Genomic DNA, 25,180 nt, shown 5'->3' on the forward strand with positions numbered 1-25,180 from the left:
TGGCACAAAGCTTGCGACCACTGTTCCCGACAGTCGTTATCCTCGGGAGCATTTGATGAAGCGTCGCGATTTTCTGAAATCCGTGTCCGGTCTGGCTGCGGGGGCCGCGCTGCCAATGGCGCCGGCCATCATGTCTTCCGCCAAGGCCGACGCGCGGTCCGAGACGCTGCTGATCGTGTCCGAAGGCGGTCCCAACAACCTCGACATCCACGGCGTCGGCACCAACGTGCCGGGCTACGAGGTGTCCTGGAACTGCTATGACCGCCTGATCAGCCACGAGATGAAGATCGGCCCGGGCGGGGTGCCGTACTACGACCGCGACAAGTTCAAGCCCGAACTCGCCGAGGACATGACCATCGGCGACATGTCCGCCACCTTCAAGCTGCGCAAGAACGCCAAATTCCACGACGGCACGCCGGTCACGGCCAAGGACGTGAAGTGGTCGCTCGATCGCGCCGTCAGCGTCGGTGGCTTCCCGACCTTCCAGATGAGCGCCGGCTCGCTGACCAAGACCGAGCAGTTCGTCATCGTCGATGACCACACCGTGCGCGTCGACTTTCTGAAGAAGGACCGCCTGACGATCCCCGATCTCGCCGTCATTGTACCCTGCGTGGTCAACTCGGAGCTCGTGAAGAAGAACGCGACCGACAAAGACCCATGGGGGCTCGAATATACCAAGCAGCAGACCGCGGGTTCCGGCGCCTACAAGGTGACGAAGTGGACCGCCGGTACCGAAGTGATCATGGAGCGCAACGACGACTGGGTGTGCGGTCCGCTGCCGAAGATCAAGCGTGTGATCTGGCGCATGGTGCCGCAGGCCGGCAACCGGCGCGCGCTGCTCGAGCGCGGGGATGCCGACATCTCCTATGAGCTGCCGAACAAGGACTTCCAGGAGATGAAGTCGAACGGCAAGCATACCGTGATCTCGCTGCCGATCTCGAACGGCATCCAGTATATCGGCATGAACGTGACCAAGCCGCCGTTCGACAGTCCCAAGGTCCGGCAGGCGCTCGCCTATGCAATGCCCTATCAGAAGATCATCGATGCCGTGATGTTCGGCCTTGCCAATCCGATGTTCGGCGCGCCGGCGGATAAGGCGACCGAGGTGGCGTGGCCGCAGCCGACCAAGTACTTCACCGACATGGAGAAGGCAAAAGCGCTGCTGGCGGAAGCCGGCTACCCCAACGGCTTCGAAACCACGATCTCCTTCGACCTCAATTTCGCACAGGTCAACGAGCCCTTGTGCGTGTTGGTGCAGGAGAGCCTCGCCCAGCTCGGCATCAAGACCACCATCAACAAGGTGCCTGGCGCCAACTGGCGCACCGAGCTGAACAAGAAGGAGATGCCGCTCTTCACCAACATCTTCTCGGGCTGGCTCGATTACCCCGAATACTTCTTCTACTGGTGCTATCACGGCAACAATTCCGTGTTCAACACGATGAGCTACAAGTCGCCCGAGATGGACAAGCTCATCAACGGCGCGCGTGACGCCGCCGCGGCCGGGGACAAGGCGACGTACGATGCCGACGTGAAGGGCTTCGTCGATCTCGCCTTCGCCGAGGTGCCACGCATTCCGCTGTATCAGCCGTTCGTCAACGTCGCGATGCAGAAGAACATCTCCGGCTATCAGTACTGGTTCCACCGTAGGCTCGACTATCGGGCTCTGGTGAAGGGGTGAGACAGTGATGGGGGGATGTAATATGGGCCGAGCTCTCTCATTCCCTCCCCCCTTGTGGGGGAGGGGCAGGGAGGGGGGTAGCCACACCCACTGCCGTCTGGGTCCACCCCCCTCCCCAGCCCTCCCCCACAAGGGGGGAGGGAGCCGAGTGCGCCGCGCGGACAGGTCTGGGCCAATTCGGGCAGGGGGCTGCTCATGCTGAGCCTCATCGCCAAGCGCCTCGCGTTCGCGATCCCGTCGCTGATCGGCGTCGTGATCGTCACCTTCCTGCTCACGCGCGCCTTGCCCGGCGATCCCGCGGCGTATTTTGCCGGCCCCGCCGCCACCAAGGAGGCGGTGGAGCAGATCCGCAAGAAGCTCGGCTTCGACAAGCCGCTGGTCGAGCAGTTCTTCCGCTACACCGTCGATCTCGCTCATGGCGATCTCGGCAGTTCGCTGACCACAGGCCAGCCGGTCGCCAGCGAGATTCGCAACCGACTCCCGGCCTCGGCCGAGCTGACCTTGCTCGGTCTGTTGGTATCCGTCGCGATCGCGCTGCCGCTCGGTGTGCTCGCGGCGACGCGGCCGGGGTCGTGGATCGACCATACCTGCCGTATCGTCACGACCGCGGGCGTCTCGCTGCCGGTGTTCTTCACCGGGCTGGTGCTGGTGTATGTGTTCTACTTCCGGCTCGGCTGGTCACCGGCGCCGCTTGGCCGGCTCGACGTGTTTTATAGCGCGCCGGACCCCGTGACCGGCTTCTACCTCATCGATACGCTGATCGCGCGTGACGGCGAGGCGTTCCGCTCGGCGCTGAGCCAGTTGATCCTGCCCGCCGCGACGTTGGCGATCTTCTCGCTGGCTCCGATCGCGCGCATGACGCGGGCCTCGATGCTGTCGGTGCTGTCGTCGGAATTCGTCCGCACGGCGCGCGCCTCGGGCCTGTCGCCCGCGACGGTCACCGTGACCTATGCGTTCCGCAACGCCATGCTGCCGGTCATCACCACGCTGTCGATGGTGTTCTCCTTCCTGCTCGGCGCCAACGTGCTGGTGGAGAAGGTGTTCGCCTGGCCCGGCATCGGCTCCTATGCGGTCGAGGCGCTGATCGCCTCCGACTTCGCGCCGGTGCAGGGCTTCGTGCTGACGATGGCCGTGATGTACGTCGTCCTCAACCTCGTCATCGACATTCTCTATGGCGTCATCGATCCCCGCGTGAGGCTGGAAGGATGAGCACTGTCGCGCCGACCGTCGAGCCTGCCGCCGTTCCCTCGCGGACGATGGGACTGACAGCCCTGATCGGCCACACGCGCTATGTCCTGGCCGAGAACAAGGTGACGGGCTTCGCCTTCGGCCTCCTGGTCGTGATCCTGTTTGCAGCCATCTTCGGCCCGTGGATCGTGCCCTATGATCCGCTGGCCAGCGACACCGCCTCGGCGCTGAAGCCGCCGTCGGTGGCGCACTGGTTCGGCACCGATCAGCTCGGCCGCGACATCTTCAGCCGCGTCGTGGTCGCGACCCGGCTGGACACCTTCATCGCGGTCGCCTCGGTGACGCTGGTGTTCTTCATGGGCGGGCTTGCCGGCGTCGCCGCCGGCTTCTTCGGCGGCTGGACCGACCGCATCGTCGGTCGTATTGCCGATACGATCATGGCGTTCCCGCTGTTCGTACTGGCGATGGGCATCGTCGCCGCGCTCGGCAACACCGTGCAGAACATCATTATCGCCACCGCGATCGTGAATTTCCCGCTCTATGCGCGCGTGGCACGCGCCGAGGCCAATGTCCGCCGCAACGCCGGCTTCGTGCAGGCGGCACGGCTGTCGGGCAACAGCGAGCTGCGCATCCTGCTCGGCCACATCCTGCCGAACATCATGCCGATCATGATCGTGCAGATGTCGCTGACCATGGGCTACGCCATCCTCAATGCCGCAGGCCTGTCGTTCATCGGCCTCGGCGTGCGGCCGCCGACGGCGGAATGGGGCATCATGGTCGCCGAGGGCGCCTCCTTCATGGTGTCGGGCGAATGGTGGATCGCGCTGTTCCCGGGTCTCGCGCTGATGATCGCGGTGTTCTGCTTCAATCTGCTCGGCGATGGCCTGCGCGACATCGTCGACCCGCAGCGCAGGACGTAAGGCGATGAGCGCACCACAAAACGACTCCGTCATTGCCGGGCTTGACCCGGCAATCCATCCCTTCAAGAACACCTTCGTCAGTGTGATGGATGCGCGGGCCTTCGCCGCGCCGAAGGGGCTTCGGCCCCGCAGGCGGGTCAAGCCCGCGCATGACGGTCGTAACAAGCGGAGCCACGGATGACCGCCCAGCCGCTGCTCGACGTCCGCGATCTCACGGTCGAATTCTCCACCCGCCGCGGTATCGTCAAGGCGGTGCAGCATATCGATATCTCCGTCGCCAAGGGCGAGACGCTCGCGATCGTCGGCGAATCCGGCTCGGGCAAGTCGGTGACGTCCTATGCGGTGATGCGCATCCTCGACCGCGCCGGGCGCATCGCCGAGGGATCGGTGATGTTCTCCGGCGTGGACGTCAGGGCGGCCGAGGAAAGCGCGATGCGCGATCTGCGCGGCCGCGAGATCTCGATGATCTTCCAGAACCCGCGCGCGGCCCTCAATCCGATCCGGAAAGTGGGCCAGCAGATCGAGGATGTGCTGAAGCAGCACGTCCAGGCGGCCGCGACCGATCGCGCCGAGAAGGCGATCGCCGCGCTCGAGCAGGTCAAGATCGCCCGCCCGCGCGAGCGCTACCACGCCTATCCGTTCGAATTGTCCGGCGGCATGTGCCAGCGCGTCGTCATCGCGCTGGCGCTGGCCTGCAACCCGCAGCTCCTGATCGCCGACGAGCCGACCACCGGCCTCGACGTCACCACGCAGAAGGCGGTGATGGACCTGGTCGTCGAGCTGACCAAGAGCCGGGGCATGTCGACGATCCTGATCACGCATGATCTGGGTCTCGCCGCCGCCTATTGCGATCGCGTCGTGGTGATGGAGAAGGGCCGGGTGGTCGAGACCGCCAGGGCCGCCGACATCTTCGCCAACCCGCAGCATCCCTATACACGCAAGCTGATGCGCGCGACACCGCGCCTCGGCGTGTCCTTGCGCGATCTGCTGCCGGAGGAGGATGTGGCAGCCCCGCCACACACAGCCTCCGTCATGGCCGGGCTTGACCCGGCCATCCATCCATCTTCGCAAGAGTCGCTCCAGGTGATGGACCCCCGGGTCAAGCCCGGGGGTGACGAGCGGAGTGCGGAGGGCGAGCGGAGTGCGAGCAGCGCCAAGCCGCTTCTCCTCGTCGACAAGCTGGTCAAGGAATATCCGCGCCAGGGCGCCTCGGCGACATTGTCGAAACTGTTCGGACGGAGGCCGGCGGTCGAGCCGGAGATGTTCCGCGCCGTCGACGGCATCAGCTTCACGGTCGGTCATGGCGAGAGCGTTGGCCTGGTCGGCGAATCCGGCTGCGGCAAGTCGACGACGTCGATGATGGTGATGCGGCTGCTCGACCAGACTTCGGGGCGCATCAGCTTCGATGGCGAGGAGATCGGCAACATCCTGCCGCAGGCCTTTGCCCGGCTTCCGCTGCGCAGCCGGATCCAGATGGTGTTCCAGGATCCGACCGACAGCCTCAATCCGCGCTTCACCGCGGCGCGTGCCATCGCCGACCCGATCCTGCAGCTCGGCGACATCAAGGGCCGCGACGCGCTTCGTGCCCGCTGCGAGGAGCTCGCCACCATGGTCGGCCTGCCGCTCAATCTGCTCGATCGCTTTCCGCACCAATTGTCGGGCGGCCAGAAGGCGCGCGTCGGTATCGCGCGCGCCATCGCACTGCACCCGAAGCTCGTCATCCTCGACGAGCCCACGGCGGCGCTCGACGTCTCCGTGCAGGCGGTCGTGCTCAATCTGCTGCAGGACCTCAAGCGGCAGTTAGGTATGAGCTATCTGTTCGTCTCCCATGATTTGAATGTCGTGCGGCTGTTGTGCGATCGTGTGATCGTGATGCGGTCGGGCCGAATCGTCGAGGAAGGCACCTCCGAACGTGTGCTAGGTCATCCGCAGGATGACTATACGCGGGAGTTGCTGACGGCGATTCCGCACCCGCCATTGCCGGCGCATTGAGCGTGAAAGCTTGAGGAGAAAAGCTGATGGCGGAGCCATTGGACGATTACATCGACGCCGTCGGGCGTGCATTGGCTCTGCCGATCGAGGACGCGTGGCGCCCGGCCATCCGCGCCAATCTCGAGGTCTCGCTGAAGATGGCGAAGCTGGTCGACGAATTCTCCCTGCCTGATGAAGCCGAGCCTGCCAGTGTCTTCACCGCTTAGTTCTCCCGAGATGACCGCGAGCGCCATCGCCGCCGCGGTCGCCACCGGCAAGCTCACCGCCGTCGAGGCTACCGACGCCGCGCTGGCGCGGATTGTGGCCCGCGATGGCGTGCTCAACTCGTTCACGGATGTGACCGCCGAGCGGGCGCGTGCGAAGGCGCGTGCGGTGGATGCCGACATCGCTGCGGGCAAGCCCATCGGCCCGCTCGCCGGCGTGCCGTTCGCGGTGAAGAACCTGTTCGACGTCGCGGGGCTGCCGACCCGCGCCGGCTCCAAGATCAACCGTGATCGAGCGCCCGCGACGCGCGACGCGACGCTGATCGAGCGCATGGAGGCGGCCGGCGCCGTCCTCGTCGGTGCGCTCAACATGGGCGAATACGCCTACGACTTCACCGGCGAAAACGTGCACGACGGCCCGTCGCGCAATCCGCATGATCCGACGCGGATGAGCGGCGGCTCGTCGGGCGGCTCGGGCAGCGCCGTCGGCGGCGGCCTGGTGCCGATCGCGCTGGGCTCCGACACCAACGGCTCGATCCGTGTGCCGTCGTCGTTCTGCGGCATCTTCGGCCTCAAGCCGACCTATGGCCGGCTGTCGCGGGCGCGCTCGTTTCCGTTCGTCATGAGCCTGGATCATCTCGGTCCGTTCGCACGCTCGGTCGAGGATCTCGCGCTTGCCTACGACGTGATGCAGGGGCCCGATGCCGACGATGCCGCGTGCACCACGCGTGCGCCGGAGCCGGTCTCAGCTTCGCTGTCGCAAGGGCTCGATGGCCTGCGCATCGCCATTGCCGGCGGCCACTTTCAGAAGTACCTGTTTCCGGAGGCCGCCGAGGCGGTCAGCCGCGTGGCGACCGCGCTCAAGGCGACCGACGTCGTCGCGGTGCCCGAAGCCGCGCGTGCTCGCGCCGCGGCCTATGTCATCAGCACGACCGAAGGCGCCTCGCTGCATCTCGACCGCTTGCGCAAGCAGCCGCAGGATTTCGATCCGGCGGTGCGCGATCGGCTGATTGCGGGTGCGATGATTCCGGCACCGATGGTCGACCGCGCGCAGAAGTTTCGCCGCTGGTACCGCGCCCGGGTGCTGGAGCTGTTCAAGTCCGTCGACGTGCTGATCGCGCCCGCAACGCCCTGCGTTGCACCCAAGCTCGGGCAGGCGACCTTCGTGCTCGACGGCGTCGAGCTGCCGGTGCGTGCCAATATCGGCATTCATACCCAGCCGATCTCGTTCATTGGGCTTCCCGTCGTCGCCGTTCCGATTCCGCTCGCGCCGATGCCCATCGGCGTGCAGATCATCGCGGCGCCCTGGTGCGAACATGTCGCATTGCGTGTGGCCCACGCCTTGCAACAGCTTGGCGTCGCCGCTGCGTCGGCCCCGCGAGGAGTTCTGGAGAATGGAAGTCGATCTGCCTGACGTCGTCGCGGAAGTCACCGCGCACTTCCAGCGCTACGAACAGGCGCTGGTCGGCAACGACGTTGCCGTGCTCGACGAGCTGTTCAAGCAGGACTCCCGTACGCTGCGCTACGGCATCGGCGAGAACCTCTATGGCTACGGCGAGATCGCTGCATTTCGCGCCGCGCGCTCGCCGGCTGGACTGATGCGGCGGACCGCGCGCACCGTGATCACCACTTACGGCCGTGACGCCGCGGTTGCCTCGACGCTGTTCTATCGCGACACCGCGCCCGGCAAGGTCGGACGCCAGATGCAGACCTGGGTCCGGTTTCCGGAAGGCTGGAGAATCGTCGCTGCCCATGTCAGCATCATCGATGAAGCAAAGGGCGGCTGAGGATGAGCCTGGACGATCTACCGCCGCGAACGCGCCAGCGGTCCGCCCGCGACTCGGAGATCAAGCGCATCGACCGCGCGCCGCCTGCCGTCGCGAAAATCACGCGCGCGGAGGAGCTGCGCCTGCAGCTGGCCGACGAGATCGTGCGCGGCGCGCTGGCGCCGGGCGCGCCGCTGGACGAGACCGAGATCGCCAAGCGCTTCAACGTCTCGCGCACGCCGGTGCGCGAAGCGCTGCGTCAATTGGCGACTTCCGGGCTGATCGAGGCGCGTGCACATCGCGGCGCCGTGGTGGCGCGACCGTCGGCCGACCGTCTCACCGGCATGTTCGAGGCGATGGCCGAGCTCGAGGGCCTGTGCGCCGGCCTCGCGGCGCAGCGCATGACGCCGATCGAGCGGCAGCGGCTGGAAGCCATCCACGAGGAGCTGCGCAATCTCAGCCACGCCGGCAACCCCGAGCGCTTCCACGAGGTCAACGAGCGCTTCCACAACGCGATCTATGCCGGCGCGCACAATGCCTACATCGCAGAGATCACCCTGGCGACGCGGGTGCGCGTGCAGCCGTTCCGCCGCGCCCAATTCCGCAATCTCGGCCGCCTCGCCAAGTCGCATGCCGAGCACGACCGCGTCGTCGTCGCCATCCTGCGCGGCGACAAGGCCGGCGCGGCGAGTGCCATGAAGGCGCACATCGAGCTGGTGCGCGGCGAATACGAGATCTACGCGGTGTCGGTATAGCTAAGCTCGGCGTCTGCCGGGTTGCCATCATTGCCCGCGCAGCAATCCAGAGGCCCGACCGCAGCTCTGGGATTGCTTCGCTGCGCTCGCAGTGACGAAGTCGCGAGGCGATCAGCTTTTCTGCGCCATATACGCGCGCCAGCCGCCAAACTTCGAGATGTCGCGCGCGCCATCGAGGGCGGCAGGCTCGACAAGGAAGCCCTTGGCGCTGCGGCCGTTGGCGAGCCGGATGGTGCCGATCGACAATGGCGGCGGGATGAGGTTGACGAATTTGCCGAAGCTCGCGGCCGACAGCGCCCAGAGCTCGACGGCCATTGCCGTGCCCTGGCCGTCGCCGATCCGCAGCATGCCGGGCTTGGGCGGCGTGGTCGACAGCGCGTAGAGCTTGTAGTCAGGCGCGGTGGTCGTCGCCTCGAGCAGACGTCCGCCGAGGCTGGTCAGCTCGTGGTTCAATGCCATCCCTGAGAGATGCGCGCCGACGACGACGACGGCGATCTCGTCGCCATGCAGTGCGGGAGACACGGGAGCGAGCGGCGGCAGCGGGACCGGCTTGGCGCCGACCGGCAGCGCCGTGTCGGCATGGAAGGCGCGCCCGAGACTGGCGAGCGCCGCATCGCGGCCGGCTGGCGCCAGTAGGGTGATGCCGAACGGGACGCCGTCGCTGCGCATCGCAGCCGGCACCGCAAGCCCGCAGAGATCGAGCAGGTTGACGAAGTTGGTATAGGTGCCGAGCCGGCTGTTGAGCTCGATCGGATTGGCGAGCACATCCGCGGTGGTGTAGGCGGTCGGCGCCGTCGGCAGCACCAGCGCGTCGATATCGGCGAAGGTACGCTCGGCCACCTTGCGCAGCGCCTGCAGACGATAAAGCGCGGCAAAGGTGTCGGCCGCGCTGCCGCGCGCGCCGCCGATGGTGATCTCGCGCGTCACGGGGTGGATCGCATCGGGATCGGAGGCGAGCAGATCGCGGATCACGAGATAGCGCTCGGCGACCCAGGGGCCTTCATAGAGCAGCCGCGCGGTCTCGTAGAACGGCTCGAGGTCGAACGCGACCAGCTCGGCGCCAAGTTTGACGAAGCGCGCGGCGGCAGCGCCATAGGCGGCGTCCGCCGCCTTGTCGCCGAAGAAGATCAATTGCCCGGGGCGGGGAATGCCGAGCTTCACGCCCTCGGGAAATGCCGTCACGGCCCCAAGCGGCCGGTCGCGCGAGAACGGATCGAGCGGATCCGGCGCCGCCAGCACCGAGAGCGCCGCGACGGCGTCGTCGACCGTCAGCGAGAACACCGAAATGCAGTCGAGCGTGCGGCAGGCCGGCACCAAGCCGGACGTCGAGATCATGCCGAGGCTCGGCTTCAGGCCGACGATGTTGTTGAGCATTGCCGGCACGCGGCCGGAGCCCGCAGTATCCGTCCCGAGTGCGAGCGGCACGAGACCCGCGGAGACGGCGACCGCCGAGCCCGAGCTCGATCCGCCCGGAACGAGATCGGCGCGCACCGGATTTTTCGGAATGCCATAGGGCGAGCGCACGCCAACGAGGCCGGTGGCGAACTGGTCGAGATTGGTCTTGCCGATGATGATCGCGCCGGCCGCGCGCAGCCGCGCCACCGCGGTGGAATCGCGAGATGGCGTGTAGGCGAAGGCGGGGCAGGCGGCGGTGGTCGGCAGGCCCGCCACGTCGATATTGTCTTTCACCGCGACGGGCACGCCGTAGAGCGGCAGCGATCTGTCCCGGTCGGCGAGGGTTTCGGCCTCCGCGAGCGCGTCCTTCTCGCCGCGCAGGCTGATGAAGATGGCGGGGTCGTTGTGCGCGCGGATCCGGGCGTAGCAGCGCGCGATCGTGTCGCTTGGCGTTGTCAGGCCGGCGCGATGGGCGGCGACGATCTCGGCAATGGTCTCGGTCACGCGGCGCTCCGCGTCTCGTCCGAGCCCAAACTCTGGCCTGCCATTTCCTTGCGCTCCGCTTCGCCCAATCCGGCTGCGAACGTAGCAAGCCATGTGCCATTGTGTACACGGCGAGGATGCGGGCCTGATAAGGAAAAATCTTGAGAGTCAGTGGGTTGCTGTGTCACCGACAGGCCGTCGGGCGGTCGGATGTGGTTGCCGAAGGCGATTTGCCTAATTGGTGAGCAGGCCGGGCGCCGTAGCCGCCTAGTACCCGCGCCGATCGGCATCCCCGCCCGTGATGCGCGCAAGTCGTGCCTCGGTGGCCGAGCCGGTGCCACGGGCTGTCCGGAACGACGCAGACGTCGGGCGGCTCACCGTGGCTCCCGACGACGGCGCGTCGTCAGCCCCGCTGGGGAAGAACAGCAGCGCAACGCTGAGGCCGAGATTGACCAGGGCGCCCACCCACGTGCCATGGTGCGATGATGTCGCCGCGTATTCGGGAAATCGGCCGGCGATCACGTAGTCCAGCACCATGACGGCGATCCAGGCCGGGATCACACAGACCGGGTCCCAGCCGATGTCGCGAAAGCGCATCGCCTGCAGCATCAGGTTCGCCACCAGGCACAGGCCGATCAGCACCACGATCGGCAGGCTCACCGTCAGCTCCGACGTCTGCGGGGCGAGGGCGGCAAGACCGACGGCCACGACCACGATCAGGACCACCGAAACCAGCGCAAGACCGAGCGAGGCGAGAAAATATTGCAGACGGCCGAGACGCGCATTGAAACCGAAAATGAACCCCAACATCCGCCTCTCCCCGCAGGCCACGCCGCAATCGGGAGCGCAGCCGACACGGCATATCAGGGCGAAATTGCTGCGCGCCTTCGCCGATAGTTAGAATTTGAAGGACCGAGTGCGACGGCGCTTTCGCGCTGCGGGATCTCATGCGGTCGAAAATATATCGTTGCTAAAGCAACTAATCTGTGGAACGATCGACCCGATCAGCAACGGAGGCGCGGGATGATCCGCGTCTCGAAGAAGGGACGGGAACGTCATGCGCAGCCTGCTCGCCGCAGGCGCGGCCGCTTGCGCGCGCGCCAACAGATTGCCGCAGCAGACGGGGCAGCCGTTCGGCGGCTCGTGCCTGAGCGGCTCAGCTCGCGCCCGTGACGGCGTCGAGATTGTCGTGGATTCGGCGCAGCAGGGTGATCAGGACTTCCCGCTCATCCTTGTCGAGACAGGCGAGCAGGCGCCGCTCGCGTTCCAGCGCGGCGACGATGACCTTGTCGTGCGTCGCGCGGCCCTTGGCCGTCAGCGAAATCGAATGGCTGCGGCCGTCCTCCGGGTCGTTGCGGATCGCGATCAGGCCGCGGCTCTTCATCAGCGCCAGGGTGCGGCTGACCGGCCCCTTGTCGAAGCCGATCACGCTGCAGATGCGCGAGGCCGGGATGCCCGGCTCGATCGCCAGCAGCGACATGATCCGCCATTCGGTGACGTTGACGCCGAAATTGCGCTGATAGAACGCGGTGGCGCTGTTCGACAGCTTGTTGGCGATGAAGGTGATGAAGGCCGGCACATAGCGGTCGAGATCGAGCGTGAGGCCGTGCCCCTCAGCTTCGCGCGGCTGCGCCTTGCGCGGCGTCCCGGATTTCTCGCTCATGATCCCCAGCGTCCATGCATCGCCACTCATACGGATACGAAAAGCCGCATGACAAGGCCAAACTTCGGGAGCTCCGCATGAACCCAACAGGTCTTTCCCCCGCTGCCGGCGTGGCGCCGGTCATCCCGCACCTCGCCATCGACCCGTTCTCATATGAATTCTTCGACGATCCCTATCCAGCGCATCAGGAGATGCGCGAGGCCGGCCCCGTCATCCATCTGGACGCGTGGAACGTCTACGGCGTCGCCCGCTACGCCGAGGTCTATGCCGTCCTCAACGATCCCCAGACGTTCTGCTCCAGCCGCGGCGTGGGCTTGAGCGACTTCGCCAAGGAGAAGCCGTGGCGGCCGCCGAGCCTGATCCTTGAGGCGGATCCGCCGGCGCATACGCGCACCCGCGCCGTGCTGAGCAAGGTGCTGTCGCCCGCCGTCATGAAGCGGCTGCGCGACGGCTTCATGGTGGCGGCCGAGGCCAAGATCGACGAGCTTGTAGGCCGGGGCTCGTTCGATGCCATCCCCGATCTCGCCGAGGCCTATCCGCTGTCGGTGTTTCCCGATGCGCTCGGGCTGAAGCCGGAGGGGCGCGAGCATCTCATTCCCTATGCGAGCCTGGTGTTCAACGCGTTCGGTCCGCCGAATGAGCTGCGCCAGCAGGCGATCGAGCGCTCGGCGCCACACCAGGCCTATGTCACGGAGCAGTGCCAGCGCGACAATCTCACGCCCGGCGGCTTCGGTTCCTGCATCCACGCCTTCAGCGACAGCGGCGAGATCACGCCGGCCGAGGCGCCGTTGCTGGTGCGCTCGCTGCTGTCGGCCGGCCTCGACACCACCGTCTACGGCATCGGCGCCGCGGTGTATTGCCTGGCGCGCTTCCCCGGTCAATGGGCGCGGCTGCGCGCCGATCCGTCGCTGGCGCGCAACGCGTTCGAGGAGGCCGTGCGGTTCGAAAGCCCGGTGCAGACCTTCTTCCGCACCACCACGCGTGACGTCGAACTTGGCGGCGTCACGATTCCCGAAGGCGAGAAGGTGCTGATGTTCTTAGGTAGCGCCAATCGCGACCCGCGCCGCTGGGAGCAGCCCGACGCCTACGACGTCACCCGAAAAGTCTCAGGTCATGTCGGCTTCGGCTCGGGCATCCACATGTGCGTCGGCCAGCTCGTCGCGCGGCTCGAAGGCGAGGCGGTGCTGACGGCGCTCGCCCGCAAGGTCGGGAGCGTCACGATGAGCGGCGAGCCGAAGCGCCGCTACAACAACACGCTGCGCGGGCTGGAGAGCCTGCCGGTCACCTTTACTCCAGCCTGAGCTATACCATGACCACGATCACCTTCATCCATCCCGACAACCGCAGCGAAAGCGTGGAGGCCGAGGACGGCGCCAGCGTCATGCTGGCGGCGCTGACCCACGGCATCGACGGCATCGTCGCCGAATGCGGCGGAAACGCCGTCTGCGCCACCTGCCACGTCTATGTCGACGACGCCTGGACCGGGAAGCTCGATCCCGTGTCCGACGATGAGGATGCGCTGCTGGACGGCACCGCAGCCGAACGGCGGCCGAACAGCCGGCTGTCCTGTCAGATCAAGGTGCAGCCGGCGCTGGCCGGACTGGTGGTGCGCATTCCGGATCGGCAGAGCTGATTTCGCAACTGGAGACGACCTCCAGCCGCAACGACAACAATCAAACAAGCAACACACGGGGAAGGACATCATGAAGCAGCTGAATTCGTGCGCGCTGGCGCTGGTCGCAATAGTCTGCCTTGCAGGCGCGGCGCGGGCCGGCGAGATCTCGGACAATGTCGTACGCGTCGGCGTGCTCAACGACATCTCCGGCATCTTCCAGGACACCAACGGCATGGGCTCGGTCGAGGCCGCGCGCATGGCGGCGGAGGATTTCAACGGCGGCGGTAAAGGCATCAAGGTCGAGATCGTCTATGCCGATCACCAGAACAAGGCCGATGTCGGCTCGGCGATCACGCGCAAATGGCTCGATGTCGACAAGGTCGATGCCGTCGTCGACGTGCCCAACTCGGCCGTGGGCCTCACCGTCAACGAGCTCTTGCGCAACAGCCGGATGACGTTCCTGGCGTCGTCGACCGCGAGCTCCGATCTCACCGGCAAGGCCTGCTCGCCGAACACCATCCAGTGGGTCAACGACGCCTGGGCGACCGGCAACACCACGGCGGCTGCGATGATGGGCCGCGGCGGCAAGGACTGGTACTTCATCACGGTCAACTATGCGCTCGGCCAGGGCATCGAGGCGGAGGCCACCAACTACATCGAGAAGCACGGCGGCAAGGTGCTGGGCTCGGCGAAGCATCCGCTCGGCACGACGGACTTCGCCTCGTTCCTGCTTCAGGCGCAGGGCTCGAAGGCCAAGGTGATCGGCCTGGCGAATGCCGGCGGCGACACCATCAATGCGGTCAAGCAGGCGTCCGAGTTCGGCATCCAGCAGGGCGGCCAGTCGCTGGTCGCGTTCCTGCTGTTCATCAACGATATCCACGGCATGGGCTTGAAGGCGGCGCAGGGCTTGCAACTGCTCGAAGCGTTCTACTGGGACATGGACGACGATACCCGCGCCTTCGCCAAGCGTTTCGCGGCGCGCCCCGGCATGAACGGCAAGATGCCGAGCGGCAACCAGGCCGGCGTCTATGCCTCGACGCTTGCCTATCTCAACGCGGTCGCCGCCACCGGCAGCGATGATGCCAAGGACGTCGTGCCGCAGATGAAGACGGTGAAGGGCAAGGACAAACTATTCGGCGATGTGACGATCCGGGCCGACGGCCGCGTGGTGCACCCGATGTATCTGTTCGAGGTGAAGAAGCCGGAGGAGTCGAAATATCCGTACGACTACTATCGTCTGGTCTCGACGATTCCGGCCGAGCAGGCGTTCCGCCCGATCGCCGATGGCGGGTGTGCGCTGGTGAAGTGATGCGTTCGTGGGGTAGCGAGCAAGTGATATCCACGAGTGACATCTAGAAGTAGATGCCGCGAGAGCCGCTGCTCTTCAGTTGCTCCGTCATGCCCGGGCTTGTCCCGGGCATCCACGTCGAGCGGCGACTATCGAGCCGCGTGGATGGCCGGGACAGGCCGGCCATGACGGCGCGGGGAAGGCGACTTCCTCTCATGACCTTCTTCCCGACCCTGCCGTCTGCTGTGCTGCAGTATCCTTAACACGCACTATAGTTCTTGCCTTTGCCCGTTTCCGGGAATTATGGTGCATGGATCGATGGCGCGTAGGATCAGCACGCGCGACGAATGCTGCGGCGAAACGCCGCCGCTGGTCGTGCTGCTGCGTGGCGGCGACAAAACAACGATAAGAACGATTTGTTTGAGGGGAGGGAGACCATGAAGAGCTTCTGGCTGGCGAGCGCCGCGGCGCTGCTGTTTTCGAGCACCGCCTTTGCCGGCGACACCATCAAGATCGGCTTCGTCTCGACGTTCAGCGGTCCGACCGCCGTGATCGGCAACGACATGCGCAACTCGTTCGAGCTCGCGCTCGACCATCTCGGCCGCAAGATCGACGGCAAGCCGGTCGAGGTGATCTACGAGGACGACCAGCAGAAGCCTGACGTCGGCAAGCAGAAAACCGAGAAGCTGGTGCAGTCCGACAAGGTCGACTTCATCGTCGGCTACATCTGGTCGAACGTGCTGCTGGCCTCGCTCAAGACCGCGGTGGATTCCCAGACCTTCCTGATCTCGGCCAATGCCGGCCCGTCGCAGCTGGCCGGCGAATTGTGCTCGCCCTACGTGTTCTCGACCTCCTGGCAGAACGACCAGACGCCGGCGGCGATGGGCCTCTACATGAACCAGAAGGGCGTCAAGTCGGTGTTCCTGATCGGGCCGAACTATGCGGCCGGCAAGGACATGCTGGCTGGCGTCAAGAGCACGTTCAAGGGCCAGGTCGTCGGCGAGGAATATACGGTGTGGCCGAGCCAGCTCGACTTCTCCGCCGAGCTCTCCAAGGCGCGCGCCTCGGGCGCCGAGTCGATCTTCGTGTTCTATCCAGGTGCGGCCGGCGTGCAGTTCCTCAATCAGTACGCGCAGGCCGGGCTCAAGGAGAAGATGCCGCTCTACACCGCCTTCACCGTCGACGAATTGTCGCTGCCGCTGCAGAAGGACAATGCGATCGGCGTGCCCGGCGCCCAGGAATGGGTCAACGACCTGCCCAACGAGCAGAACAAGAAGTTCGTCGCCGACTACCGCAAGAAATACACCGGCCTGCGTCCGACCTATTATGGCGCCCAGGCCTACGACGCGGCCCAGCTGATCAACAGCGCCGTGGTTGCCGTCAAGGGCGACACGTCCAAGAAGGACGCGATGAAGGCCGAGATGGAGAAGGCCAACTTCAAGTCGCTGCGCGGCTCCTTCAAGTTCGGCAACAATCACATCCCGATCCAGAACTTCTACCTGCAGGACGTGGTCAAGGACACCGAGGGCCAGCTCTCGCTGAAGACGGTCGCCACCATCGTCGAGAACGACCAGGACCGCTTCCACGACAAGTGCCCGATGAAGTGAGCGAAAAGAATTCCGAGCCAGGGACGAAACAGGCCTGGAATTTGCTTGAAGCTTAAAACATCTCCGGCCTAAGATCGGGACGGACATGGCGGCAGCGCCTGGAACGGGTTCTGCCGCCGTCTTTTTGAGCGTGAAGTGAGGGGCATGCTTCTCGTCGTCGAACAATTCCTGAACGGGCTGCAGTTTGGACTGCTGCTGTTCCTGCTGGCCGCCGGCCTGACGCTGGTGTTCGGCATCATGGACTTCGTGAACCTGGCCCACGGCTCGCTCTACATGATGGGCGCCTATTTCGCGGCGACCTTCGTGGCCTGGACCGGCAGCTTCGTGCTCGGCGCCGTCATGGCACTGGGAGCCACGCTTCTGCTCGGTATCGTGCTCGAATTCACGGCACTGCGCCATCTCTATGGGCGCGATCACCTTGATCACGTGCTCGCGACGTTCGGCCTGATCCTGTTCTTCAACGAGGCCGTCCGGCTGATCTGGGGCCCGGCGGGACTGGCGCTGCCGCTGCCGTCCTGGCTCGCCTTCCCGGTCACGATCCTGCCCGGCATCCAATATCCCGCCTATCGGCTCGCGATCATCGTCGTGGCGCTGCTGGTGGCGCTGCTGCTCTATCTCGGCGTGATGCGGACGCGGATCGGCATGCTGATCCGGGCCGGCGCCTCCAACCGCGAGATGATCGGTGCGCTCGGCATCAACATCAAGCTGCTCTATACGCTGGTGTTCGGCCTCGGCGCCGCGCTCGCCGGCCTGGCCGGGCTGATGCAGGCGCCGATCCTCACGGTGCAGATCGGCATGGGCGAGAACATCCTGATCCTCGCCTTCGTCGTCATCGTGATCGGCGGCATTGGTTCGATCCGCGGCGCCTTTATCGCGGCGATCATGATCGGCCTGATCGATACCATGGGCCGCGCCTTCCTGCCCAATCTGCTGCGCCAGGTGCTGAACTCGGCAGCAGCTTCCACTGCGGCGCCGGCGATGTCGTCGATGCTGATCTACCTCCTGATGGCGATCGTGCTGGTGGCGCGGCCTGAAGGTCTGTTTCCGGCCAACCGCAGATGAAATCCTCGCTCAACGTTTCGACCATCGTGGCCATCATCGTCGTGGCCGGCCTGGTGCTGCTGCCGGTCTATTCGAACCTCTCCGGCAACATCTTCATCCTCACGCTGTTCACCCGCATCGTGATCCTGGCGCTGGCGGCCGTCAGCCTCAACCTGATCATGGGCTACGGCGGCATGATGAGCTTCGGCCATGCCGCCTATCTCGGCATCGGCGGCTACGCCGTCGGCATCCTGGCGCAGGAGGGCATCGGCTCCGGCTATGCCCAGTTCGCGGTCGCCATCGCGGTTTCGGCGCTCTATGCGCTGGTCATAGGCGCGCTCTCCTTGCGTACCCGCGGCGTCTATTTCATCATGATCACGCTGGCCTTTGCGCAAATGGCCTACTACGTCGCGTCCGGCCTCGCCCGTTACGGCGGGGATGACGGGCTCACCGTCTACAAGCGCAGCGATTTCGGCGGCCTGATCAATCTCGGCAACCGCGTGCAGTTCTATTATCTCTGCCTGTTCTGCCTGCTTGCCGTCGTGGTCCTGATCTGGCGGATCGTCAATTCGCGCTTCGGCCTCGTGCTGCAGGGCCTGCGCTCCAACGAGCAGCGCATGCAGGCGATCGGCTTCCCGTCGAAGCGCTACAAGCTGGCGTGCTTCGTCATCGCCGGCATGCTCTGTGGCCTGTCCGGCGCGCTGCTTGCCAACAACACCGATTTCGTCAGCCCTGCCGTGATGTACTGGACCCGCTCCGGCGACCTCATGGTGATGGTCATCCTCGGCGGCATGGGCACCCTGATGGGGCCGGTCGTCGGCTCGGTCGTGTTCCTGGTGCTGGAAGAGGTGCTGTCGCAGATCACCGAATATTGGGCGCTGATCATGGGGCCGCTGCTGCTCCTGATCGTGCTGTTCGGCCGCGGCGGCATCATGGGCATGCTCGGGAGGTTGAACCGTGGCTGAACCTCTGCTTCGCGTCGACAATCTCGTGCGCCGGTTCGGCGGCATCGTCGCGACTGATCACGTCTGTCTCGACGTTGCCAAGGGCGAGATCCACGCCATCATCGGGCCGAACGGCGCCGGCAAGACCACGCTGATCAGCCAGCTCACCGGCCACCTGGCGCCGCATGCGGGTCGCATTTTCCTAGGGGGTCGCGACATCTCGCATTTCCCCGCCTATAAGCGCAGCGCGCTGGGGCTGGCGCGTTCGTTCCAGATCACCTCGTTGCTGACCGACTTCACCGCGGCCGACAATGTCGCGCTTGCGGCGCAAGCCCATGACGGCAAGCACTCGTTCCGTTTCTTCGCCGCCGCGCGCAAGGACAAGCCGCTGCGTGCCGCCGCGCAGGCCGCGCTGGAGCGCGTCGGTCTCGGCCATCGCGCCGACGTGCTGGTGTCGAAGCTCAGCCATGGCGAGCAGCGCGAGCTGGAGCTCGCCGTCGCGCTCGCGACCAAGCCGCAGCTCCTGCTGCTCGACGAGCCGATGGCCGGCCTGGGGGTGACCGAGTCACAGCGCATGGTGAAGCTGCTGAACGAGCTGCGCAAGGAAGTGTCGATCGTGCTGGTCGAGCATGACATGGAGGCGGTGTTCGCGCTCGCCGACCGCATCTCGGTCCTCGTCTATGGCCGCATCATCGCCTCGGGCAGACCGGACGAGATCCGGCAGAACGAGGAGGTCAAGCGCGCCTATCTCGGCGATCAGCATGTGGTGGTCGGCCATGGTTGATTTGGGGACAAGCGCCATGCTGCTCGAGGTCGACGGCATCGAGACCTGTTACGGCCTGAGCCAGGTCTTGTTCGGCCTGTCGTTGGCGATCCGTCCCGGCGAGATGGTCTCGCTGATGGGCCGCAACGGCATGGGCAAGACCACCACGATCCGCTCGATCATGGGTCTGACCCAGGCGCGCGCCGGCCTGATCCGCTTCAGCGGTCAGGAGACACGAAAGCTGCCGTCCTACAGGATTGCTCAGCTCGGCATCGGCCTGGTGCCGGAGGGACGGCAGATCTTTCCGAATCTGACCGTCACCGAGAATCTCGTGGCGGCCTCGGCCAACCGGCTCGGCGCGTCCGATCCCTGGACGCTCGACAAGATCCACGCCTTGTTTCCGCGGCTCGCCGAACGCGGCAGCAACATGGGCAACCAGCTCTCCGGCGGCGAGCAGCAGATGCTGGCGATCGGCCGGGCGCTGATGACCAACCCGAAACTCCTCATTCTCGACGAGGCGACCGAGGGTCTGGCGCCGTTGATCCGAGAGGAGATCTGGAACTGCCTGTCGCTGCTGAAATCGCGCGGGCAGTCGATCCTGGTGATCGACAAGAACGTCGAGCATCTGACCCGCATCTGCGACCGCCACTACATCATCGAGCGTGGCCGCACCGTGTGGCATGGCACGTCGGAGCAACTGATGGCCGAGCCGGAGCTGCAGCACCGCTATCTGGGGATCTAGGGCGGCGCGCTGCCGCCATCACGACCTGCAAGCGGATTGACTCAAATCAAGATCGCGTCGGGCGTCGGGCGTAGATTTTGCTAGCTGCCCCGGCATGCGCTGATTTTTCGCATTGAGGCGCGGCTTGGAAGGGACTATTTTCCCAGGGTAGTGGTTTGTTTTTCCTTTTATCAGAGGTTGAACAAATGCGTGCGCCTCGTATCCGAATCGAATCACCACAGAAGGCCGTGGCCGGCTTGCGCGGCTTCTGGTCTGTTCATTCCGACCTTGAGACGGGGCTGTGTCTCGCCTTCATGCTGATCGTCGGAGTCATCGTGAAAATGACACCGCCACTCTAGACCTCAGCGATGGAACGGGATGTACTTCTGGTACTCCTTCGGCACCCGGCTGCGATAGCGCGACGGCACCGTGCCGCTGCGCAGGGAGTCCTCGACTTCCTTGCGCGTGCTGGTCCTCGTCCGCTTCTTCTTCGGCGCGGCCGCCTCGCTGGCCGGCTTGGCGTCGCCAGGTTTCTCGGCCGAGGCGGCTGGTGCCGGAGTGGCTGTCGGGGTGGGGCTCGCGGCGGGAGCAGGTTGCGCCGGCGTATCGGGAGCGGGCGCGCTCTGCGCGAAGGCTGCCTCGGCGGCGAGGCTGAGAGCCAGAATGGTTGCCAATGCGATCCCGGAAGACCTGATCATATCAACGAGACTCCAAGCCACTGCGACTGACGGGCCTGCCTGATGATGTCGCCCCCGTGCACCGGACGGTTCATGCTGTCGTTGCATGGCCGGCGTCGGCTGATGCGCCACCTCGCCCAAGAAGAATTCTGAGTGCCGAATTTTTGAGCACAGCGTGCCGCTGGTTCCGTTGAATCGCAAGCATTTTTCCCTGGCACGCGGATTGCTCCCCTCGTTGCTCAGAGTTGGCAGCTAGGGTTCCGGTTCTCCATCGAGAATGCTGGTCCGAGAGCAGCCGCCAGGGGAGAGCCCTGGTGCACGGCGGGATAAAAACCCGGGAGACCTCAGTGGCCGCGCTTGGCAGGCACGAGGTTCTTCATGCCAGTCCGCGGTCATAAAACCGATGAGGGACTGGACATGGGAAAAGCGCGAAATCTGTTTGTTGCACTGCTCGCTGCATCGACGCTGGCGACCGCATCGCTGTCATCAGCGTCAGCTGAGAAGAAGAAGGAATTCAACATCGCCTGGACGATCTATGTCGGCTGGATGCCGTGGCCCTATGCGGCCGAGTCCGGCATCGTCAAGAAGTGGGCGGACAAATACGGCATCTCGATCAAGATCACGCAGATCAACGACTACGTCGAGTCGATCAACCAGTACACCGCCGGCAAGTTCGACGGCGTCACCGTCACCAACATGGATGCGCTGACCATCCCCGCTGCCGGCGGCGTCGACACGTCGGCCATCATCATGGGCGACTACTCCAACGGCAATGACGGTGTCGTGCTGAAGAAGGGCAAGACCATGGCCGACATCAAGGGCCAGAAGGTCAACCTCGTCGAGCTCTCGGTGTCGCACTATCTGCTGGCGCGCGGCCTCGAGACCGCGAAACTGTCCGAGAAGAACATCAAGACCGTCAACACCTCCGACGCCGACATCGTCGCCGCCGCGAAGTCGCCGGACACGACGGCCGTGGTCACCTGGAATCCGCAACTGCTGGAGGTGAAGGCCGAGCCGGGGGCAACGCTGGTGTTCGATTCCAGCAAGATCCCCGGCGAGATCGAGGATCTCCTGGTCGTCAACAGCGCGACGCTCAAGGACAATCCGGAGCTCGGCAAGGCGCTGGTCGGCATCTGGTACGAGACCATCGCGCTGATGAAGGACCAGAGCGAGAAGGGCAAGGCCGCGCGCGAGGCGATGGCCAAGCTGTCGGGCACCGATCTCGCCGGCTTCGAGACCCAGCTCAAGACGACGTTCATGTACTACGAGCCGAAGGACGCGCTCGCCTTCGTGACCGGACCGGAATTGCCCAAGATCATGGATCTCGTGCGCACCTTCTGCTTCGATCACAACCTGCTTGGCGAGAACGTGAAGTCGAAGGACGCGGTCGGCATCTCCACGCCGACGAAGGCGCTGGGCGCGGCCAGCAATGTCAAGCTGCGCTTCGATCCGACCTTCATGAAGATGGCGGCCGAAGGGAAGCTCTGATCCGCTTCCTGGACCGCCGCCGGTGCCACCCCTCATCCTGAAGAGCTTGCGCGAGCGCAAGCATCTCGAAGGATGAGGCCCACATCGGGGCCTCATGGTTCGAGACGGCGCTGACGCGCCCCTCACCATGAGGATTGAGGGAGCCTGTTGATGCCGCGTGCCATGAACGTCGTTCCGAACCGGGGCAGCCGGCTGTTGCTGGCCCTGTTGCCGTTCCTGCTGATCGCGCTGATCTACGTGGTCGGATCGGCGCAGCGGCGCGCGGACAATCCCGACGACAAGCTGCTGCCGCCGGTCTCCGAGATGGTCGCGACCTCCAAGCGGCTCGCGACCGAGCCGGATCGCCGCTCCGGCGACTACGTGCTGTGGTCCGACACGTCGGCGAGCCTGCAGCGCCTCGCGCTCGGCCTCGGCATTTCCGCTGCCATCGGCCTCGTGCTCGGCCTCGCCATCGGATTGCTGCCGGTGGCCGGCGCCGGCTTCGGCACGCTGATTGCGGTGCTGTCGATGATCCCGCCGATGGCGGTGCTGCCGGTTCTGTTCATCGTGTTCGGCCTCGGTGAGCTGTCCAAGGTGGTGCTGATCATCATCGGCGTCACGCCGACCCTGGTGCGCGACCTCTCGCTCGAGGTGCAGAACATGCCGCGCGAGCAGCTGATCAAGGCGCAGACCCTGGGCGCCTCGACCTGGCAGGTCGCGATCCGCGTTGTGCTGCCGCAGATCATGCCACGCCTGATCCAGGGGCTGCGGCTCATGATCGGGCCCGCCTTCCTGTTCCTGATCTCGGCCGAGGCGATCGCCTCCGATGTCGGGCTCGGCTACCGCATCTTCCTGGTCCGGCGCTATCTCTCGATGGATGTGATCCTGCCCTACGTCGTCTGGATCACGTTGCTTGCCTACATCCTCGACTACGCGCTGGTCTGGTTCGGACGGCACGCCTTTCCGTGGGCATATGCGCGAGGGAGCCGCTGATGAGCACGCTCTCCTTCCGCAACGTCTGGGTCGAATACGGCAACCAGGTCGTGCTCGAGCGCATCAATCTCGAGATCACCTCCGGCACGTTCCTGTCGATCGTCGGCCCGTCCGGCGCAGGCAAGAGCACCTTCCTGCGCCTGGTCCTCGGCCAGGAGAGGCCGAGCCAGGGCGCGGTGCTGCTCGACGGCCGGCCGTTTCCGGCCGAGCCCGGACCGGACCGCGGCATCGTGTTCCAGCGCTACTCGGTGTTCCCGCATTTGACCGTGCTCGGCAACGTGCTGCTCGGCTACGAGCTTGCCGGCAGCCCGTTCACGGCGCGGCTGTTCGGATCGGCGCGCAAGGCGGCGATGGAGAAGAGCCTCGCGCTGATCGAGGCCGTCGGCCTGGCCGAGCATCGCGACAAATATCCAAGCGCGTTGTCCGGCGGCATGCAGCAGCGCCTGGCTATCGCGCAGGCCCTGGCGAAGCAGCCGCGCGTGCTGCTGCTCGATGAGCCCTTCGGCGCGCTCGATCCCGGCACCCGCGCCCAGATGCATGCGCTGATCAAGCCGCTGTGGCGCCAGCACAACATGACCATCGTGATGGTCACCCACGACATCAAGGAGGCGTTCGGGCTCGCAACGCGGCTGATCGCGCTCGACCGTCCGCGCAAGGATCCGCAGGCGCCGGAGCGGTTCGGCGCGCGCATCACCTACGATCTCGATCTCACCCGCGACAGCGCCGTGCCCGTGCTCGGATTCATCCGCGCCAGCCTGCAGGCGACGCAATAGTCAGTTCAAGAAACGTCGAAAGAAACGAAGGAGAGTCTCCCATGTCATTCCCATTCATGCGCCGGTCGCGCCGCGCCGGATTGCACTCGCAGCGCCGGTGCATGCGCCGTCACCATCCGGACTTCGACAAGATGGCCACGCAAGGCTGGCAGGCGCTGGAGGCCGAGGGCAAGCTGCCGACCAACGGCTGGCGCAAGGAGCGACAATGGGCGCTCGACATGGGCCTGCCCGGCGCCGACACGCTGACGGACCGCGACATCCCGACCTTCGCCCGCGGCGAGCTGCCGCATTTCGCCGGCATCAACACCTTCATGAAGGCGCCGTATGTCGAGAACGTCCGCGACGTCGGCAAATACGACGCTGCGGTGATCGGCATCCCCTTCGATTCCGGCACCACCTATCGGCCCGGCACCCGCTTCGGGCCGCAGGGCATCCGCCGCATCTCCGCGCTCTACACGCCCTACAACTACGAGCTGGGCGTCGACCTGCGCGAGCAGATGACCTTGTGCGATGCCGGCGACGTCTTCACGATTCCCGCCAATCTGGAAAAGAGCTTTGACCAGATCAGCCGCGGCGTCGCGCATGTGTTCTCGTCCGGCGCGCTGCCGATCATGCTCGGCGGCGATCACTCGATCGGCTTTCCCTGCGTGCGCGGCATCGCGCAGTGCACCGACAAGAGGATCGGCATCATCCATTTCGACCGCCACATCGACATCCAGGAGAAGGATCTCGACGAGCGCATGCACACCACGCCATGGTATTGGGCGACCAACCTGCCGAACGTGTCGCCGACCAATCTGGTGCAGCTCGGCATCGGCGGCTGGCAGGTGCCGCGCGAGGGCGTCGAGGTCGCGCGCAAGCGCAACACCAACGTGCTGACGATCGCCGATATCGAGAAGATCGGGCTGGAGAAGACCGCCGAGATCGCGCTCGAGCTGGCCTGGAAGGATGCCGACGCGGTCTACATCTCGTTCGACGTCGACTCCATCGATTGCGGCTTCGTGCCCGGCACCGGCTGGCCGGAGCCCGGCGGCTTCCTGCCGCGCGAGGCGCTCAAGCTGCTCGGCCTCGTCGCCGCCGAGGGCCTGTGCGGCCTCGAAGTGGTCGAGGTCTCGCCGCCCTACGACACCTCCGACATTACCGCGCTGATCGGCGTCCGTGTCGTCGTCGAGGCGCTCGGCTCGATGGTCGCCCACGGCAAGCTTGGCAGCCACAAGCATATCATCAACAAGCCGGTCAGCTACTGAG

Annotated in this window: 25 protein-coding genes and 1 riboswitch; of the genes, 21 read left to right on the forward strand and 4 right to left on the reverse strand. The window is 65.5% G+C overall.

The annotated features are described in order from the left end of the window. Positions 1-55: 55 nt before the first annotated feature. From QX048_RS18880 to QX048_RS18920, 9 genes are all read left to right on the forward strand, one after another. Positions 56-1,678 (forward strand): ABC transporter substrate-binding protein, encoded by a 1,623-nt coding sequence (locus QX048_RS18880; protein ID WP_315827942.1) that lies wholly within the window; start codon positions 56-58, stop codon positions 1,676-1,678. A 195-nt stretch (positions 1,679-1,873) separates the two neighbouring features. After that, on the forward strand, positions 1,874-2,887 hold the full coding sequence (locus QX048_RS18885; protein ID WP_315773716.1) for an ABC transporter permease: 1,014 nt from the start codon (positions 1,874-1,876) through the stop codon (positions 2,885-2,887). Next, positions 2,884-3,786, forward strand: coding sequence for an ABC transporter permease (locus tag QX048_RS18890; protein ID WP_315827943.1), 903 nt, complete (start codon positions 2,884-2,886; stop codon positions 3,784-3,786). Before QX048_RS18885 ends, QX048_RS18890 begins: the two co-directional genes overlap by 4 nt. Before the next feature lie 4 nt (positions 3,787-3,790). Beyond that, positions 3,791-3,967: a hypothetical protein gene (locus tag QX048_RS18895; RefSeq protein ID WP_315751188.1), complete on the forward strand. Its 177-nt coding sequence runs from the start codon at positions 3,791-3,793 to the stop codon at positions 3,965-3,967. After that, complete coding sequence (locus QX048_RS18900; protein WP_315717107.1) at positions 3,964-5,778, forward strand: ABC transporter ATP-binding protein; 1,815 nt, start codon at positions 3,964-3,966, stop codon at positions 5,776-5,778. The genes QX048_RS18895 and QX048_RS18900 overlap by 4 nt, the downstream gene beginning before the upstream one ends. A gap of 26 nt (positions 5,779-5,804) precedes the next feature. Continuing rightward, complete coding sequence (locus QX048_RS18905) at positions 5,805-5,984, forward strand: DUF4089 domain-containing protein (protein WP_315717108.1); 180 nt, start codon at positions 5,805-5,807, stop codon at positions 5,982-5,984. Positions 5,985-5,994: 10 nt separating this feature from the next. Further along, positions 5,995-7,395 carry an AtzE family amidohydrolase gene (locus QX048_RS18910; RefSeq protein WP_315828018.1) on the forward strand — a complete coding sequence of 467 codons (1,401 nt, stop codon included), beginning with the start codon at positions 5,995-5,997 and terminating at the stop codon, positions 7,393-7,395. Continuing rightward, positions 7,376-7,768, forward strand: coding sequence for an oxalurate catabolism protein HpxZ (gene hpxZ, locus QX048_RS18915; protein ID WP_315827944.1), 393 nt, complete (start codon positions 7,376-7,378; stop codon positions 7,766-7,768). The genes QX048_RS18910 and hpxZ overlap by 20 nt, the downstream gene beginning before the upstream one ends. A gap of 2 nt (positions 7,769-7,770) precedes the next feature. Beyond that, positions 7,771-8,502, forward strand: coding sequence for a GntR family transcriptional regulator (locus QX048_RS18920; protein WP_315827945.1), 732 nt, complete (start codon positions 7,771-7,773; stop codon positions 8,500-8,502). 111 nt (positions 8,503-8,613) lie between these two features. Here QX048_RS18920 and atzF read toward each other — a convergent pair whose 3' ends face one another. The 3 genes from atzF to QX048_RS18935 all read right to left on the reverse strand — a co-directional run bounded on the left by atzF (position 8,614) and on the right by QX048_RS18935 (position 12,043). Next, positions 8,614-10,401 carry an allophanate hydrolase gene (atzF, locus tag QX048_RS18925; protein WP_315827946.1) on the reverse strand — a complete coding sequence of 596 codons (1,788 nt, stop codon included), beginning with the start codon at positions 10,399-10,401 and terminating at the stop codon, positions 8,614-8,616. A gap of 246 nt (positions 10,402-10,647) precedes the next feature. Next, positions 10,648-11,187 (reverse strand): DUF805 domain-containing protein, encoded by a 540-nt coding sequence (locus QX048_RS18930; RefSeq protein WP_409999279.1) that lies wholly within the window; start codon positions 11,185-11,187, stop codon positions 10,648-10,650. A 349-nt stretch (positions 11,188-11,536) separates the two neighbouring features. Further along, positions 11,537-12,043: a MarR family winged helix-turn-helix transcriptional regulator gene (locus QX048_RS18935; RefSeq protein WP_315717116.1), complete on the reverse strand. Its 507-nt coding sequence runs from the start codon at positions 12,041-12,043 to the stop codon at positions 11,537-11,539. A gap of 77 nt (positions 12,044-12,120) precedes the next feature. Here QX048_RS18935 and QX048_RS18940 point away from each other — a divergent pair, with 77 nt between their 5' ends. From QX048_RS18940 to QX048_RS18975, 8 genes are all read left to right on the forward strand, one after another. Continuing rightward, positions 12,121-13,344, forward strand: a complete 1,224-nt coding sequence (locus QX048_RS18940; protein ID WP_315827948.1) for a cytochrome P450 — start codon at positions 12,121-12,123, stop codon at positions 13,342-13,344. 8 nt (positions 13,345-13,352) lie between these two features. After that, on the forward strand, positions 13,353-13,676 hold the full coding sequence (locus QX048_RS18945) for a 2Fe-2S iron-sulfur cluster-binding protein (protein ID WP_315717118.1): 324 nt from the start codon (positions 13,353-13,355) through the stop codon (positions 13,674-13,676). Between the two features lie 70 nt (positions 13,677-13,746). After that, a complete protein-coding gene (locus tag QX048_RS18950) occupies positions 13,747-14,967 on the forward strand; it encodes an ABC transporter substrate-binding protein (RefSeq protein WP_315717119.1) in 1,221 nt (406 codons plus the stop codon). Between the two features lie 416 nt (positions 14,968-15,383). Beyond that, positions 15,384-16,553 carry an ABC transporter substrate-binding protein gene (locus QX048_RS18955; RefSeq protein ID WP_315827949.1) on the forward strand — a complete coding sequence of 390 codons (1,170 nt, stop codon included), beginning with the start codon at positions 15,384-15,386 and terminating at the stop codon, positions 16,551-16,553. A 144-nt stretch (positions 16,554-16,697) separates the two neighbouring features. Next, positions 16,698-17,615 carry a branched-chain amino acid ABC transporter permease gene (locus QX048_RS18960; protein WP_315801618.1) on the forward strand — a complete coding sequence of 306 codons (918 nt, stop codon included), beginning with the start codon at positions 16,698-16,700 and terminating at the stop codon, positions 17,613-17,615. Further along, entirely contained in the window at positions 17,612-18,559 is a 948-nt protein-coding gene (locus QX048_RS18965) for a branched-chain amino acid ABC transporter permease (protein WP_315827950.1), read from the forward strand. Before QX048_RS18960 ends, QX048_RS18965 begins: the two co-directional genes overlap by 4 nt. Then, complete coding sequence (locus QX048_RS18970; protein WP_315717123.1) at positions 18,552-19,322, forward strand: ABC transporter ATP-binding protein; 771 nt, start codon at positions 18,552-18,554, stop codon at positions 19,320-19,322. The genes QX048_RS18965 and QX048_RS18970 overlap by 8 nt, the downstream gene beginning before the upstream one ends. A gap of 16 nt (positions 19,323-19,338) precedes the next feature. Further along, the gene (locus QX048_RS18975; protein WP_315751202.1) at positions 19,339-20,043 is read left to right on the forward strand and encodes an ABC transporter ATP-binding protein; all 705 of its coding nucleotides are present in this window, start codon (positions 19,339-19,341) and stop codon (positions 20,041-20,043) included. 341 nt (positions 20,044-20,384) lie between these two features. Here the strand turns inward: QX048_RS18975 and QX048_RS18980 are convergent, their stop codons facing one another. Continuing rightward, positions 20,385-20,720 carry a hypothetical protein gene (locus tag QX048_RS18980; protein WP_315827951.1) on the reverse strand — a complete coding sequence of 112 codons (336 nt, stop codon included), beginning with the start codon at positions 20,718-20,720 and terminating at the stop codon, positions 20,385-20,387. Positions 20,721-20,940: 220 nt separating this feature from the next. Then, positions 20,941-21,042, forward strand: a riboswitch (guanidine-I (ykkC/yxkD leader). 74 nt (positions 21,043-21,116) lie between these two features. Here QX048_RS18980 and QX048_RS18985 point away from each other — a divergent pair. The 4 genes from QX048_RS18985 to QX048_RS19000 all read left to right on the forward strand — a co-directional run bounded on the left by QX048_RS18985 (position 21,117) and on the right by QX048_RS19000 (position 25,179). Continuing rightward, positions 21,117-22,187 (forward strand): putative urea ABC transporter substrate-binding protein, encoded by a 1,071-nt coding sequence (locus QX048_RS18985; protein ID WP_315717125.1) that lies wholly within the window; start codon positions 21,117-21,119, stop codon positions 22,185-22,187. Positions 22,188-22,337: 150 nt separating this feature from the next. Then, a complete protein-coding gene (locus tag QX048_RS18990; RefSeq protein ID WP_315717126.1) occupies positions 22,338-23,159 on the forward strand; it encodes an ABC transporter permease in 822 nt (273 codons plus the stop codon). After that, positions 23,159-23,932 (forward strand): ABC transporter ATP-binding protein, encoded by a 774-nt coding sequence (locus QX048_RS18995; RefSeq protein WP_315827952.1) that lies wholly within the window; start codon positions 23,159-23,161, stop codon positions 23,930-23,932. The genes QX048_RS18990 and QX048_RS18995 overlap by 1 nt, the downstream gene beginning before the upstream one ends. Before the next feature lie 41 nt (positions 23,933-23,973). Continuing rightward, the gene (locus tag QX048_RS19000) at positions 23,974-25,179 is read left to right on the forward strand and encodes an agmatinase family protein (protein ID WP_316165610.1); all 1,206 of its coding nucleotides are present in this window, start codon (positions 23,974-23,976) and stop codon (positions 25,177-25,179) included. The last annotated feature ends 1 nt before the right edge of the window (position 25,180 follow it).

This window comes from Bradyrhizobium sp. SZCCHNS30572, assembly GCF_032484415.1.
Classification (GTDB): domain Bacteria; phylum Pseudomonadota; class Alphaproteobacteria; order Rhizobiales; family Xanthobacteraceae; genus Bradyrhizobium.

Excerpts from the sequence above, each read along its gene's own strand:
- QX048_RS18900 (WP_315717107.1), top strand. The coding sequence starts at position 3,964 with ATGACCGCCCAGCCGCTGCTCGACGTCCGCGATCTCACGGTCGAATTC.
- QX048_RS19000 (WP_316165610.1), top strand. The coding sequence starts at position 23,974 with ATGTCATTCCCATTCATGCGCCGGTCGCGCCGCGCCGGATTGCACTCG.
- QX048_RS18910 (WP_315828018.1), top strand. The coding sequence starts at position 5,995 with ATGACCGCGAGCGCCATCGCCGCCGCGGTCGCCACCGGCAAGCTCACC.
- QX048_RS18945 (WP_315717118.1), top strand. The coding sequence starts at position 13,353 with ATGACCACGATCACCTTCATCCATCCCGACAACCGCAGCGAAAGCGTG.
- QX048_RS18885 (WP_315773716.1), top strand. The coding sequence starts at position 1,874 with ATGCTGAGCCTCATCGCCAAGCGCCTCGCGTTCGCGATCCCGTCGCTG.
- QX048_RS18990 (WP_315717126.1), top strand. The coding sequence starts at position 22,338 with ATGCCGCGTGCCATGAACGTCGTTCCGAACCGGGGCAGCCGGCTGTTG.
- QX048_RS18965 (WP_315827950.1), top strand. The coding sequence starts at position 17,612 with ATGAAATCCTCGCTCAACGTTTCGACCATCGTGGCCATCATCGTCGTG.
- QX048_RS18960 (WP_315801618.1), top strand. The coding sequence starts at position 16,698 with ATGCTTCTCGTCGTCGAACAATTCCTGAACGGGCTGCAGTTTGGACTG.
- QX048_RS18955 (WP_315827949.1), top strand. The coding sequence starts at position 15,384 with ATGAAGAGCTTCTGGCTGGCGAGCGCCGCGGCGCTGCTGTTTTCGAGC.
- QX048_RS18980 (WP_315827951.1), bottom strand. The coding sequence starts at position 20,720 with ATGATCAGGTCTTCCGGGATCGCATTGGCAACCATTCTGGCTCTCAGC.
- QX048_RS18975 (WP_315751202.1), top strand. The coding sequence starts at position 19,339 with ATGCTGCTCGAGGTCGACGGCATCGAGACCTGTTACGGCCTGAGCCAG.
- QX048_RS18940 (WP_315827948.1), top strand. The coding sequence starts at position 12,121 with ATGAACCCAACAGGTCTTTCCCCCGCTGCCGGCGTGGCGCCGGTCATC.
- QX048_RS18890 (WP_315827943.1), top strand. The coding sequence starts at position 2,884 with ATGAGCACTGTCGCGCCGACCGTCGAGCCTGCCGCCGTTCCCTCGCGG.
- QX048_RS18905 (WP_315717108.1), top strand. The coding sequence starts at position 5,805 with ATGGCGGAGCCATTGGACGATTACATCGACGCCGTCGGGCGTGCATTG.
- QX048_RS18985 (WP_315717125.1), top strand. The coding sequence starts at position 21,117 with ATGGGAAAAGCGCGAAATCTGTTTGTTGCACTGCTCGCTGCATCGACG.
- QX048_RS18920 (WP_315827945.1), top strand. The coding sequence starts at position 7,771 with ATGAGCCTGGACGATCTACCGCCGCGAACGCGCCAGCGGTCCGCCCGC.
- QX048_RS18950 (WP_315717119.1), top strand. The coding sequence starts at position 13,747 with ATGAAGCAGCTGAATTCGTGCGCGCTGGCGCTGGTCGCAATAGTCTGC.
- hpxZ (WP_315827944.1), top strand. The coding sequence starts at position 7,376 with ATGGAAGTCGATCTGCCTGACGTCGTCGCGGAAGTCACCGCGCACTTC.
- QX048_RS18880 (WP_315827942.1), top strand. The coding sequence starts at position 56 with ATGAAGCGTCGCGATTTTCTGAAATCCGTGTCCGGTCTGGCTGCGGGG.
- QX048_RS18995 (WP_315827952.1), top strand. The coding sequence starts at position 23,159 with ATGAGCACGCTCTCCTTCCGCAACGTCTGGGTCGAATACGGCAACCAG.
- QX048_RS18935 (WP_315717116.1), bottom strand. The coding sequence starts at position 12,043 with ATGAGCGAGAAATCCGGGACGCCGCGCAAGGCGCAGCCGCGCGAAGCT.
- QX048_RS18895 (WP_315751188.1), top strand. The coding sequence starts at position 3,791 with ATGAGCGCACCACAAAACGACTCCGTCATTGCCGGGCTTGACCCGGCA.